Origin of the sequence: Cryobacterium algoritolerans (assembly GCF_004402785.1) — a bacterium.
Classification (GTDB): domain Bacteria; phylum Actinomycetota; class Actinomycetes; order Actinomycetales; family Microbacteriaceae; genus Cryobacterium; species Cryobacterium algoritolerans.
The window spans coordinates 1-13,143 of the sequence record NZ_SOFP01000013.1; the positions used below are offsets into that span (position 1 = coordinate 1).

Annotated in this window: 13 protein-coding genes; 3 read left to right on the forward strand and 10 right to left on the reverse strand. The window is 67.8% G+C overall.

Annotated features, from left to right (window positions below; all coding sequences use genetic code 11):
- Together E3O19_RS03140 and E3O19_RS03145 are read left to right on the forward strand one after the other, a co-directional pair.
- On the forward strand, positions 1 to 1,031 hold a 1,031-nt coding region (locus E3O19_RS03140; RefSeq protein ID WP_134565169.1), incomplete at its 5' end, for an FGGY family carbohydrate kinase.
- Between the two features lie 408 nt (positions 1,032 to 1,439).
- Positions 1,440 to 2,330 (forward strand): endonuclease domain-containing protein, encoded by an 891-nt coding sequence (locus tag E3O19_RS03145; protein WP_134565170.1) that lies wholly within the window; start codon positions 1,440 to 1,442, stop codon positions 2,328 to 2,330.
- A 129-nt stretch (positions 2,331 to 2,459) separates the two neighbouring features.
- On the opposite strand, the gene E3O19_RS03150 is transcribed toward E3O19_RS03145, so the two are convergent.
- The 10 genes from E3O19_RS03150 to E3O19_RS03195 form a co-directional block, all read right to left on the reverse strand.
- The gene (locus E3O19_RS03150; protein WP_134565171.1) at positions 2,460 to 3,254 is read right to left on the reverse strand and encodes an HAD family hydrolase; all 795 of its coding nucleotides are present in this window, start codon (positions 3,252 to 3,254) and stop codon (positions 2,460 to 2,462) included.
- Positions 3,255 to 3,257: 3 nt separating this feature from the next.
- Positions 3,258 to 3,827 (reverse strand): GNAT family N-acetyltransferase, encoded by a 570-nt coding sequence (locus E3O19_RS03155; RefSeq protein ID WP_134565172.1) that lies wholly within the window; start codon positions 3,825 to 3,827, stop codon positions 3,258 to 3,260.
- A gap of 2 nt (positions 3,828 to 3,829) precedes the next feature.
- Positions 3,830 to 4,834 carry a tryptophan--tRNA ligase gene (trpS, locus tag E3O19_RS03160; protein WP_134565173.1) on the reverse strand — a complete coding sequence of 335 codons (1,005 nt, stop codon included), beginning with the start codon at positions 4,832 to 4,834 and terminating at the stop codon, positions 3,830 to 3,832.
- Positions 4,835 to 4,893: 59 nt separating this feature from the next.
- Positions 4,894 to 5,754, reverse strand: a complete 861-nt coding sequence (locus tag E3O19_RS03165; protein WP_134565174.1) for an exodeoxyribonuclease III — start codon at positions 5,752 to 5,754, stop codon at positions 4,894 to 4,896.
- Between the two features lie 9 nt (positions 5,755 to 5,763).
- Positions 5,764 to 6,873 (reverse strand): YihY/virulence factor BrkB family protein, encoded by a 1,110-nt coding sequence (locus E3O19_RS03170; RefSeq protein WP_134565176.1) that lies wholly within the window; start codon positions 6,871 to 6,873, stop codon positions 5,764 to 5,766.
- Positions 6,874 to 7,197: 324 nt separating this feature from the next.
- Positions 7,198 to 7,956: a succinate dehydrogenase iron-sulfur subunit gene (locus E3O19_RS03175; RefSeq protein WP_134565180.1), complete on the reverse strand. Its 759-nt coding sequence runs from the start codon at positions 7,954 to 7,956 to the stop codon at positions 7,198 to 7,200.
- Complete coding sequence (gene sdhA, locus E3O19_RS03180) at positions 7,957 to 9,771, reverse strand: succinate dehydrogenase flavoprotein subunit (protein WP_134565182.1); 1,815 nt, start codon at positions 9,769 to 9,771, stop codon at positions 7,957 to 7,959.
- A gap of 18 nt (positions 9,772 to 9,789) precedes the next feature.
- Positions 9,790 to 10,242 (reverse strand): succinate dehydrogenase hydrophobic membrane anchor subunit, encoded by a 453-nt coding sequence (locus tag E3O19_RS03185; RefSeq protein WP_134565183.1) that lies wholly within the window; start codon positions 10,240 to 10,242, stop codon positions 9,790 to 9,792.
- Positions 10,243 to 10,255: 13 nt separating this feature from the next.
- Positions 10,256 to 10,672, reverse strand: a complete 417-nt coding sequence (gene sdhC, locus E3O19_RS03190) for a succinate dehydrogenase, cytochrome b556 subunit (protein ID WP_134565185.1) — start codon at positions 10,670 to 10,672, stop codon at positions 10,256 to 10,258.
- 113 nt (positions 10,673 to 10,785) lie between these two features.
- Positions 10,786 to 11,940, reverse strand: coding sequence for a glycosyltransferase family 4 protein (locus tag E3O19_RS03195; RefSeq protein WP_134565186.1), 1,155 nt, complete (start codon positions 11,938 to 11,940; stop codon positions 10,786 to 10,788).
- A gap of 78 nt (positions 11,941 to 12,018) precedes the next feature.
- Between E3O19_RS03195 and E3O19_RS03200 the strand changes: the two genes are divergently transcribed.
- Positions 12,019 to 13,140 (forward strand): mannose-1-phosphate guanylyltransferase, encoded by a 1,122-nt coding sequence (locus tag E3O19_RS03200; RefSeq protein ID WP_134565188.1) that lies wholly within the window; start codon positions 12,019 to 12,021, stop codon positions 13,138 to 13,140.
- Positions 13,141 to 13,143 lie beyond the last annotated feature (3 nt).

The following is a 13,143-nucleotide window of genomic DNA, read 5'->3' on the forward strand; positions in this document are numbered from 1 at the left end:
GCACGACCGACTCGTGGGTGCTCTGGAACCTGACCGGCGGGCTCGAGGGCGGCGTGCACGCGACCGACGTCACCAACGCCAGCCGCACCATGTTCATGGACCTGGAGACCCTCCAGTGGGACGACGACATCCTCGCCGCGTTCGACGTGCCCCGCTCGATGCTGCCCGAGATCCGCTCCTCCTCCGAGGTCTACGGCATCGTCAATGAGCACAGTCTGCTCCGCGAGGTGCCGATCGCGGGCATCCTCGGTGACCAGCAGGCCGCGACCTTCGGCCAGGCCGCATTCGACCAGGGCGAGGCGAAGAACACCTACGGCACCGGTAACTTCCTCATCTTCAACACCGGCACCGAGATCGTGCACTCCAAGAACGGCCTGCTCACCACGGTCGGCTACAAGCTCGGCGACGCGGAAACCCACTATGCGCTGGAGGGATCGATCGCCGTCACCGGGGCACTCGTGCAGTGGCTGCGCGACAACCTCGGCATCGTCGGCTCGGCCGCCGAGGTCGAGGCGCTTGCGCTCTCGGTCAAGGACAACGGCGGCGCCTACTTCGTGCCCGCGTTCTCCGGCCTGTTCGCGCCGTACTGGCGCTCGGATGCCCGCGGCGCCCTGGTCGGCCTGACCCGCTTCGTGAATAAGGGCCACATCGCCCGTGCCGCGCTCGAGGCGATCGCCTATCAGACCCGAGAGGTGCTGGACGCGGTCAACGCCGACTCCGGGGTTCCGCTGACCGAGCTCAAGGTCGACGGCGGTGCCTCGGCCAACGGCCTGCTGATGCAGTTCCAGGCCGACATCCTCGGCGTATCCGTCGTGCGGCCGGTCGTGGCGGAGACCACCGCACTCGGCGCCGCCTACGCGGCCGGCCTCGCGGTCGGCTTCTGGAGCAGCCTCGACGAGCTCCGCGCCAACTGGCAGGAGGACTCCCGCTGGGAGCCGCAGATGGATGTTGCCGAGCGCGACCGCCTGCTGCGCAACTGGAAGAAGGCCGTCACCAAGTCCCTCGACTGGGTCGACGAAGACGTCGTCTAGTCCACCACCTGCACCACCTGCACCACCTGCACCACCTGCACCACCTGCACCACCTGCACCACCTGCACCACCTGCACCACCTGCACCACCTGCACCACCTGCACCACCTGCACCACCTGCTTTGCGGAAACCCGGCGCCCACCTCAGGCCGCCGGGTTTTCGTCATCCGCCCCCGCCGCTGCTCCACCATGGCCTCTCGACCTCTGTGGCTAACTCAGGAGATCCCGCTCAGCGGCGTCAACCTGGCGCGAACCAGTGCGACGGGGGTGGGTCCTGAGCCGCCGTTCTCCTGAGTTAGCCACCGCGCTGCGCTCGATTGCTGTTGTGCACATTTCCCGCGGATCTGTATTGTCCACAGTTTGCGTTCCCGCAGGGTGGCGGCTCGCTGGGTCTACGACACTTCCCGCCATGACCTGGACCGACTACTTCCGTGAGAACGACGTGCGTATCGCCGAGACGAAGGCGCTGGTGGCAGCCGGGGCAAATTGGCGCGCTCTGCGCGCTGCCACGGGGAGCGGTTCGCTGGTCCGAGCGAGGCGGGGGCACTATGCCTTGCCAGACATTGACCGGCACATCCTCGCAGCCGTGCGCCTGGGAGGACGGCTCGCGTGTGTCTCCGCTGCCGCTCAGTGCGGGGCCTTCGTGCTCGACAACACTTTCACCCACATCGTTCTTGTCCCGAACGCGTCGAGGCTGCGTGCGCCGCACAACCGATTCCAGTTGCTCAACGACCAGAACCGCGACGGTGCGCAACTGCATTGGGGCAAGTTGATCGAGCCGGATTCCGGCACTGAGTACAGCATCGGTCTGGCCGATGCGTTGGTGCAGATCGTCCGGTGCCAGGAACCTCGATTCGCGCTCGCGTCCATTGACAACGCGTTGCACCAACGGCTCATCAAACCGGAGGCCGTTCCAGCGATCTTCGCGGCGTTGCCCGCAAGCATCCAATACCTGCGTCCGCTCATTGACCGGCGCAGTGAGTCAGGACAGGAGACTGTGCTTCGGTTCATCGTGCAGAAGGCCGGATACGACGTCGAGATCCAGGTGACGGTTGACGGTGTCGGCCGCGTCGATATGGTCGTGGAGGGATGCCTCGTCGTCGAGGCGGACAGCCGACGATTCCACGAGGGGTGGGAGGCGCAGGCGCGCGACCGTACACGAGATTGCGACCTGGCGATGAGGGGTTACCTGAGTCTCCGCGTCCTCTACCGCGACATCATGTACCGTCCGGACCGTGTCGTGGCGGCCATTGGCGGCCTACTTGCGGCAAGTAGCCGGTATCGTACGGTCATCCTCTGACCGGTCACCGGCCAGAGGGGCCGAGGTCGGGCTCCGGGAGCGGGGTAACTCAGGAGATCCAGCCCAAGGCGACTTTCGGCGTCCAGCAGTTCTGCGGTTCGCCCGAGTGGGGGGCTCGCGTCTCCTGAGTTAGCCACCACGCGCGAGGAGGGTGCGGGAGGTGAGGGCGGCGGGCAGCCCGGCCAGGCCGGTGATCCGGAGCACGCCGAGACGGGCGGCGTCGGCGGCATCCGCCGGGTCCACCGCGGCGTCCCGCCGGTCGAGCCAGATCGCGGTGAGGCCGGCGGCCGCCGCTCCAATCGCGTCGGTCCGGAGTCGGTCGCCGACATAGGCCGCCTCGCCGGGCCTGACCCCGAAGACCGTGCAGGCGTGCTCGAAGATGCGGCGGTCGGGTTTGGCCACGCCGAACGCAGCTGAGGTGATGACCCGTTCCAGCCGGCCGTCGAGGCCCGTGCGCTCGAGCTTGGGCTGCTGGTGCGAGCCCTCACCATTGGTGATCAGCCCGAAACGGATGCCCGGGAACTCACCCTCGAGGGTTGCCAGACAGGGCAGGACGTCATCGTGCAGCCGCCAACTCGCCCGGTAGTGCTCGAAGTAGGTGCCGAACCAGTCCGCCGCCTCCTGGTCGGTCAGGGGAACCCCGTGCGCCGCAGCGAAGTCACGGGCCCGCTCCCGCCGCTGGCCGGGGAAGTCCAGTCGCCCGGCGAGGTAGGAGTGGTAGTGCCTCTCCTCCAGCTCCTGCCAGAGCGCGACCGCGCGGGCCGTGTCGACGCCGTCGAACGGGCCACCCAGGGCCGCAAGATACCGCAGGATTCCGTCGGCGACCGCGCCGCGATGCGCGAACAGCGTGTCGTCCAGGTCGAAGAGGACGACGGAGGGCGCGACGGATGGGGTGACCGAGGGGATGCTCCTGGGCGCGGCCATGACTCAGCCGGCAACCACGTCGGCGGGCCAGCCGGCCTTCGGCTGACGGTCGTCGGCGGAGCGGAGGCGCCCGGTCCAGGCCGAGGGAAACGACCCGTCGCGGTGCGGGTGGTCGGCGGGCGCCTCACCGAGGAAACTGAAGCCCGTCTTCCGGGCGGTGCGCGCCGAGGCGATGTTCCCCGGAACGCACTGCCAGTTGATGGCGTCGACGACGCCGGTGGAGAACGCCCAGTCAGCGACGAGTCGCTGCGCCTCCGGGAGGTAACCGTGGCCGCGGTGTGGTGTGCCCAGCCAGTAGCCGATGGAGGCGGTGGGGATGCGAAGCCCGATCACCCCGATCAACGCGGGGGATTCCGGTACGCGAACCGCCCAGGCATATTCCTGATCCGATGCCCACGCCGCCGGCACATACTCCGAAATGAATGAATCCGCGTACTCGCGACGGTACGGCCACGGCACGGTGAGATACCGCTCGAACACAGGGTCCTGACAGTACTCGAACACAGCCTCGGCGTCATCGGCGGTCGGCTGGTCCAACCGCACCAGCGGTGACGACAGTCCGATCGGGTTCATGATCAGGCGCGGGGGATGAGTCCGACGCGGTCGAACGCGCGGGCGAGGGTGACGTTGGCGACACCGGCGGCGCGGTCGGCGTTGTGGGCGAGCAGGCGGTCGAGTTCGGCCGGGTCGCCCAGCAGCTCGAGCACGCGCGCCCGGATCGGGCCGAAGGTGCCCGTGACGACCTCGGCGAGCCCCTTCTTGAGGTCCCCGTAACCGCGGCCGGCATACTCGTCTTCGAGGGACTGGATCGAGCGCTCGGCCATGGTCGAGTAAATCGTGAGGAGGTTGGTGACCCCCGGCTTGTTCTCCCGGTCGAAGACGACGCCGCCGTCGGCGTCCGTCACCGCCCGCATGATCTTCTTCGCCGTGACCGACGGTTCGTCCAGCAACCAGATCACCCCGGCGTGCGACTCGGCCGACTTCGACATCTTTGCGGTGGGGTTCTGCAGGTCGAAGATCTTCGCCGTCTCCTTCTGGATGTCTGCCTCCGGAATCACGAAGGTATCGCCGAAGCGCGAGTTGAACCGCGCCGCGATGTCGCGGGTGAGCTCGACGTGTTGGCGCTGGTCCTCGCCGACGGGCACGACGACCGTGTCGTAGAGCAGGATGTCCGCGGCCATCAGGATCGGGTAGGCGAACAGCCCGACCGTGGTGCCGTCGGAGCCCTGCTTGGCGGACTTGTCCTTGAACTGGGTCATCCGGCTGGCCTCGCCGAACCCGGTGATGGTGTTGAGCACCCAGGCCAGCTGGGCGTGCGCGGCAACATGCGACTGCACGTACAGGGTCGCCGCTGACGGGTCGATCCCGCTCGCAATGTACTGCGCCGCGGTGCGCCGGGTGTTCTCGCGCAGCTTCACCGGGTCCTGAGCCACGGTGAGGGCGTGCAGGTCGACGATCGAGAAGTATGCGTCGTGGGTCTGCTGCAGCGCCTTCCAGCTCAGCAGGGCGCCGATGTAGTTTCCGATCTGGAGGGAGTCCGCGGAGGGCTGCATTCCGGAATAGAGGCGGGGCTTGTTCATGGGATCTTTCGTGGCGTGGGGCCGCCGGGGGTGCCGGCGGCGCAGGAGAAGAAGGTGGGTTAGACGAGGTAGTCGACGACAACCGGCGTGTGGTCCGACCAGCGCTGGTCATAGGCGTCGGCCCGGTCGACGGCGTAGCTGGTGACGGATGCGGCGAGGGTCGGCGTCGCGAGCTGGTAGTCGATGCGCCACCCGGTGTCATTGTCGAAGGCCTGCCCCCGCCACGACCACCAGGTGAACGGCCCGTCGACCTCGCCGGCAAACTTGCGGCCCACGTCGACCCAGCCGAGGCCGGCGCCGTCGTTGTAGCCCGGTGCGTCCTCTGCGCCGAGGATCCGGTCGAAATAGGCGCGTTCCTCGGGGAGGAAGCCGGCGCGCTTCACGTTGCCGCGCCAGTTCTTGATGTCGAGCCTGCGGTGGCCCACATTCAGGTCGCCGAGCACGACGGCCCGCTCGCTGTGGGCGGCCAGCTCGGGTAGCCGGTCGAGCATCGCGTCCAGGAAGCGGTACTTCTCGACCTGCTTCGGGGTGTCGACCTCGCCGGAGTGCACGTAGGTGCTCACGACCGTGACGATCTTGCCATTGACCTCATAGTCGGCCTCGAGCCAGCGGCCGGCGCTGTCGAAGTCGGGCGCGCCGAGCTCGACCCGATGGATGGACGCCGTGGAGCGGCTGGCCAGCGCCACGCCGGCCCGCCCCTTCATGCTCGCCGCGTCGTGCAGGATGCTCCACTCCGGCCCGAGCAGGTTCTCGAGGTCTTCGGTCGACGCGCGCACCTCCTGGATGGCGAGGATGTCGACGTCCCGCTGGGCGAGCCACTCACCCATCCCCTTGCGGAAGGCGGCACGCACCCCGTTCGTGTTGATGCTGGCGATGCGAAGCGGCTGGGCCGGGGAGGGGGAATCAGGCGTGGACGGCATGGTCCAAGTCTAGGTTGGGCGGGCGGCTTCTCCCGCTGGCCTGGCGGTTTCGTACCGTGAGGCCGCCCGCTCAGCGTTGCGCAGCCGGCGCGCGACCGTCCACCGGTGCCGCCAGTGGGCGTGGTCAAGGGCATTGCGGGCATCACGCAGCTCCGCCAGCGCGGCAATCCGGCGGGCCTCTTCCTCCCGCTCCGCCTGTTCGACTGCGGCCCGCTTCGTGTCGATCGGCACCGGCGGGATACCGGCGTCTTCCATGCCGACCGAGATCCAGGAGGCCGTGAGCAGGATCACAGTGTTCATCAGGTTGAACCAGATCAGGAGCCCGATGATCACGGCGAAGGTGGCCAGCAGCGGGTTCGATCCGGTCCGGCCGAGCAGCGTTCCGCCGAGCACCTTGAGGGCACCCAGAGCGATCCCGCCGAGGGTGGCCCCGAGGATCAGCTCCCGGCGCGGGATGTACACCCGCGAGAGCACCCTGAACAGGGTCGCGAGGGTGGCCGTGTCGATCACCAGAACGACGAACAGCCCGATCGTGCGCGCGCCGGCGTTGAACCAGAAGGACTCCCGGGAGACGCCGAGCAGGCCCAGGATCGCGCCGAGCGCCTCCGTGCTGGCCAGGGAGATCAGCGCCGACACGATCAAGGCGACGCCGAAGAGGATGCCGAGGCCCAGTTCCCGAAGCTTGACGAGCACGAAAAAGGTGGCGTCCCTGGGCATCCGGAAGATGGTGCGCACGGCCTGGGTGGTTGTGGAGAGCCAGCCCAGGGTGGTCCAGAGCAGGCCGACGAGGGCCACGGCGCCGGTCCAGGTCAGCACGCCGGCACCGGCGAGCTGCTGAGGGTCGATCACGCCGGCAGTGCCGATGAGACCAGGGACGGACTGGTTGATGATGTCGATCAGGGCGCTCCTGACCTGCTCGTTCGAGCCCAGCACGAGCCCGGCGATGGAGAACACCACCCAGATTGCCGCGAAGATCGCGAAGATCGCCTGGTAGGTCATGCCGGCGGCGAGGATGCCCCCGCCGGTCTCGGCGAAGTGGGTGACGGCGCGCACCGGCCGCCAGGCCATGGCGCGCCGGGCCAGGAGGGTTACCTGCTTCACGGGGGCGTGGCTCTTCACGGCTCCAGCCTAACCACTGCCCCACGGCCGGTCGCGCACCCCCTGTTCGGGGTGCAATCTCAAAATGAGGCGCTCTCAGGTCTTGCGACCTGGGCCCACGGTCTGGCACTATTTCAGTGTTGACCCAAACAGAGTCGGCCATCCACCACCCGAGGCTGGATGGCGAGCGCGCCACCCGCGGTGCAGGTGGACCCAGGCGCAGACGGGCGGGCAGCGTGCGATGGCAGGACGGTTCCGTCCTCGGTCGAAACGGCCGGGCGAGACCTCACCCAGCCGGTGGCGTCGAAACCCGAGTCGATGCCACCGGCTACCTCGATCTGCGTGTTACTTGAGGCCGCGCACCATGGCCTGTTTGACCTCGGAAATGGCCTGGGTGACCTGGATTCCACGCGGGCACGCCTCGGTGCAGTTGAAGGTGGTGCGGCAGCGCCACACCCCCTCCTTGTCGTTGAGGATGTCGAGGCGGACCGCTGCGTTGTCGTCGCGCGAGTCGAAGATGAAACGGTGCGCGTTGACGATCGCGGCCGGTCCGAAGTACTGCCCGTCGGTCCAGAACACGGGGCAGCTCGACGTGCAGGCCGCGCAGAGGATGCACTTGGTGGTGTCGTCGAAGCGTGCGCGTTCGGCGACGGTCTGGATGCGCTCCTTGCCGTCCTTCGGCTTCTGCTGGGAGACCAGGAAGGGTTGCACGGCCCGGAACGACTCGAAGAACGGCTCCATGTCCACGATCAGGTCCTTCTCGAGCGGCAGACCCTTGATCGCCTCCACGTATACCGGCTTGGTGATGTCGAGGTCCTTGATCAGCGTCTTGCAGGCGAGACGGTTGCGGCCGTTGATGCGCATGGCATCCGAGCCGCAGACGCCGTGCGCGCAGGAACGGCGGAAGCTGAGGCTGCCGTCCTGCTCCCACTTGATCTTGTGCAGCGCGTCGAGCACCCGGTCGGTCGGGTACATCTGCACGTCGAAGTCATCCCAGTGCGGCTCGTCGTCGACCTCCGGGTTGAACCGGCGGATGATCAGCGTGACGGTGAAGGACTGGATCTCCTCGGGCACAGCGGGTGGGGTTGCCGTTGCGGTACTCACTCAGTACTTCCTTTCCATCGGCTGGTAGCGCGTAATGGTGACGGGCTTCCAGTCGAGCGCAATGTGGTCGGCCGCGTCGGCCGAGAGAGGGTCACCGGTGAGGTACGCCATGGTGTGCACGAGGTAGTTCTCGTCGTCGCGCAGTGGGAAGTCGTCGCGCATGTGGCCGCCGCGGCTCTCTTTCCGGTTGCGGGCCGAGTAGACGACCACCTCGGCCAGGTCGAGCAGGAAGCCGAGTTCGACGGCCTCGAGCAGGTCGGTGTTGAACCGGCGGCCTTTGTCCTGCACGCCGATGTTCTTGTAGCGCTCGCGCAGGCCGTGGATGACGTTGGTGACGTCGGAGAGCGACTCGTCGGTGCGGAAGACCTGCGCCTTCGCGTCCATGGTCTCCTGCAGTTCCCTGCGGAGCACCGCGATGCGCTCGGTCCCGGTCGACGAACGGATGCCCTCGAGCAGCCCGCGCACGGCCTTCGCCGGGTCGGCGGGCAGCGGCACGAACTCGGCCGTCTTGACGTACTCGACCGCGTTGTTCCCGGCGCGCTTGCCGAACACGTTGATGTCCAGCAGCGAGTTGGTGCCGAGCCGGTTGGAGCCGTGCACGGACACGCAGGCACATTCGCCGGCCGCGTAGAGGCCGGGCACGACGGTGGTGTTGTTGCGCAACACCTCCGCGTTGACGTTGGTCGGGATGCCGCCCATCGCGTAGTGTGCGGTCGGCATCACCGGAACCGGCTCGGTGACCGGGTCGACGCCGAGGTAGGTGCGGGCGAACTCGGTGATGTCGGGGAGCTTGGTCTCCAGGACCTCGGCGCCCAGGTGGGTGCAGTCGAGGTACAGGTAGTCCTTGTTCGGTCCGGCGCCGCGGCCCTCCGCGACCTCCTTGACCATGCAGCGCGCGATGATGTCGCGCGGGGCGAGGTCCTTGATCGTCGGGGCGTAGCGTTCCATGAACCGTTCGCCGGCGGCGTTGCGGAGGATGGCACCCTCGCCGCGGGCGCCCTCGGTCAGCAGGATGCCGAGCCCGGCGAGGCCGGTCGGGTGGAACTGGAAGAACTCCATGTCCTCGAGCGGCAGGCCCTTGCGCCAGATGATGCCGACGCCGTCACCGGTGAGGGTGTGGGCGTTCGAGGTGGTCTTGTAGATCTTGCCGAACCCGCCGGTGGCGAAGATGAACGCCTTCGCCTGGAAGACGTGCAGCTCGCCGCTGGAGAGATCGTAGGCGACGACGCCGGAGGGCTGGTCGACGCCGTCCACCTCGGTCATCACAAGGTCGAGCACGTAGAACTCGTTGAAGAAGTTGATGCCCAGCTTGACACAGTTCTGGTAAAGGGTCTGCAGGATCATGTGGCCGGTGCGGTCGGCGGCGTAGCAGGCCCGGCGAACGGGCGCCTTGCCGTGGTCGCTGGTGTGGCCGCCGAAACGGCGCTGGTCGATCTTGCCCTCCGGCGTGCGGTTGAAGGGCAGGCCCATGTTCTCCAGGTCGATGACCGCGTCGATGGCTTCCTTGGCGAGGATCTCTGCCGCGTCCTGGTCGACGAGGTAGTCACCGCCCTTGACGGTGTCGAACGTGTGCCATTCCCAGTTGTCTTCTTCGACGTTGGCGAGGGCCGCGGCCATCCCGCCCTGTGCCGCGCCCGTGTGGGAGCGGGTCGGGTAGAGCTTGGAGATCACGGCGGTGCTGGCGCCGGGGCCGGCTTCGATGGCGGCGCGCATGCCTGCCCCACCCGCTCCCACGATCACGATGTCGAACTGGTGGTAGTGAACGCCATCAACGATGGTGGACTCCGTGGGTGCTGTTGTGGGTGCATCCGTCATGGTGTGTGTGTGCAGCTCCTAGTTGGCCGAGCAGAACGAGGGAAGAAGGTTGGCCGGTGATCCGGCCGGGCAGGCGTCGAAGGTATAGATGACGAGCGTGCCGAGCACGATCAGGATGACCACGGCGGCGAGGATCGACGACTTGAGGATGCCGCGGGTCAGCTGCGTCGTCGCATAATCGTTGACCAGGGTGCGCATGCCGTTGCCGCCGTGGATCAGGGCGAGCCAGAGCATCAGCACGTCCCAGGTCTGCCAGAACGGGTTCGCGAGCTTGCCGGCGACGAAGGCGAAGTTGAGGGCGTCGACGCCCTTGCCGATCATCAGGTTGACGAAGAGATGGCCGAAGATGAGCACGACCAGCACGACGCCGGAGACGCGCATGTAGATCCAGCCCCACTTCTCCCAGTTGACGCCGCGTTTCTGCGGCGAACGGGAGTACGGGCTGCGGGGAGCGTCGATGGTGGATGTCATGAGAGTCTCCCGCCTATTTGTTGAACACGTTGTAGAGGTGGCGAGGTACGAAGCCCAGCATCGTGACGACCCAGAGGCCGATCACGACGTAGAACATGACCTTCTGGTACTTCGCGTTCCAAAAGTCGATCAGGATGATCCGGATCCCGTTGAACGCGTGGAACACGATCGCCGCGACGAGCGCGGTCTCACCGAGGCCCATGATCGGGGTCTGGTAGCTGGAGATCACCCCGTTGTAGGCCTCCGGGCTGACGCGCACGAGCGCGGTGTCCAGAATGTGGACCAGCAGAAAGAAGAAGATCGCCACACCGGTGATGCGGTGCAGGACCCATGACCACATGCCCTCGCGGCCCCGGTACAGGGTGCCGGCGGGGCGAAGTGATGTCGTCTTCTGCTGGGATGCAAGTGTCGCTGCCGATTGCTGTGGCATGACCAACCCTCCCTGGCTGATAGCGGCCACGACGATGTCAGGCCGACGGTGCGCAGAACGCATGTGAGACCATCCTAAGTCTCTCTGCGCCGAGATATTATCCCCGCGGACGGCTAACGCTGCATTGACAGCGGAACCGACACCGTGGCCCGCACCGCGGAGCGTTCGTCGACGACCTGATCGTAGTAATCGAGCAGGGTTCCGCACACGTTCTCCCAGGATCGGCCGAGCACGCCGCGGCGTCCGGCCTCGCCCATCCGGTGGCGCAGCTGCGCGTCTGCGGCGAGCCGGGAGACGCAGCGGCGCAGGTCCCGTTCGTCGTCCGGGGTGAACAGGAGGCCGTTCTCGCCGTGCTCCACCAGGTCGATCGGACCGCCGGCGTGCGGGGCTACGACGGGCAGGCCGGCGGCGTGCGCCTCCTGGATGGTCTGGCCGAAGGTTTCCTCGGTGCCGGCGTGGACAAAAATGTCAAAGCTCGCGTAGGCCGCGGCCAGCTCCGGCCCGGCGAGCCTGCCCAGCCAGGTCACCGGCATCCCGGCGAGTTCCCGTCGGATCGACGGCACGGACGGCCCGTCGCCGACCAGGGCCAGGCGGATGCCGGGCACGCCGCGCAGCGCCCGGAACCGTTCGACCTGCTTCTCCGGCGCCATCCGGCCGACGTAGCCGACGACGACCTCGCCGTTCGGGGCCAGCCGCCGGCGCAGGGCGGCGACCGCCGGGTCGCCGCGGCGATTCGGGTGGTAACCGACCAGGTCCACTCCGCGGGTCCAGCGGGCCAGCCGCCGCACGCCCACCCGGCGGAGGTCGTGCATCGACGCCGTCGACGGCACCAGGGTGAGGTCGGCACCCTCGTGCACCCACTTCACGAAACGCCAGGCCGCGTTGGCCGCCTGGCCGAGCTTGTTCCGGCGGGCGTAGCCGGCCACATCCGTCTGGAACACGGCGACGCTGGGGATGCCCTGGCGGTTCGCCGCGGCGATACCCTGAGCGCCGAGCAGGAACGGTGACGCGGCGTGCAACACGTCAGGGCCGAACTCCGCGAGCAGCCGGTGCACGTGCGGGCTGGGCATCCCCACCGGAAACTGACGGTAGGACAGGGCCGGCACGCTGTGCACGGGGAAGCCCGCATACTCCGCGGGGGCGCCGGAGGGGGCGATCAGCATGGCCTCGTGGCCGGTGCGCGCCAGGTGCTCGAGCACCTTGCAGACGCTGGTGGTGACTCCGCTGACGGTGGGCAGGAAACTTTCGGTGATGAGCGCAACCCTCATGCCGCGAGCGTAGGCAGCCGCGGCGTCCGGCCGGTGAATGCACGGTGAACGGCAACGTGCGGGCGGTAGTCTGGCCGGATGCCAGCTACTTCGGACGCCCTCGCTCGTTTCTACAGCGTGATCCCGGCGGGCGGGATCGGCTCGCGCTTGTGGCCGCTGTCGCGCGCCGACGCCCCCAAGTTCCTGCACGATCTGACCGGGTCAGGGCAGACCCTGCTGCGCGACACCTGGGACCGGCTGGCGCCGCTCTCCGGCGACCAGCGAATCATGGTGGTGACCGGACGCGCCCATCGCGCCGCCGTCGAGGCCCAGCTCCCCGAGCTGGCCGACCACAATGTGGTGCTGGAAAGCGAGCCGCGGGAGTCCACCGCTGCGATCGGCCTGGCCGCCGCGATCCTCGAGAAGCGCGAGCCCGGCGTGATCATCGGCTCCTTCGCCGCCGACCACGTGATCAAGGGCCCAATCCTGTTCCGCCAGGCCGTTGCCGAGGCCGTCGCCGCCGCGGATGCCGGCTACATCGTCACCATCGGCATCCGTCCCACCGAACCCGCCATCGGCTTCGGCTATATCAAGACCTCCGGTGCGCTCGAGATCGTGGGCGCCGACAGTGCGCTGTCGGTTGATTCCTTCGTGGAGAAGCCCGATCTGGCCACCGCTCGCGGATACCTGAAGAACGGGCATTACCTCTGGAATGCCGGAATGTTCATCGCGCGGGCCGATCGCCTGCTCGAGGAAATCGGCGCCGCCGAGCCTGAGCTGCTCGCCGGCCTGCTCGAACTCGCCGAGGTCTGGGACACCCCGCGCCGCGGCGCGATCGTCGACCGGGTCTGGCCACGGCTGAAGAAGATCGCGATCGACTACTCGGTCGCCGAGCCCGTCGCGGCCAGAGGCAAGCTCGCAGTGATCCCCGGCCAGTTCGACTGGGACGACGTGGGTGACTTCGCCTCGATCGCGAAGATCCACGCGAACGGCCGCAAGCGCGACCTCGCCATCCTCGGCGAGGGAGCCCGCGTGCTCGCCGACTCGTCGAGCGGAATCGTCGTCAGCCACACCGGGCGCATGATCGCCCTGATCGGAGTGGAGGACATCGTCGTGGTCGACACGCCGGACGCCCTGCTTGTGACGACCAGCGCGAACGCGCAGAAGGTCAAGGCCGTCGTCGACGCATTGAAGCTCTCCGGAAGCACCGACGTCCTCTGACCG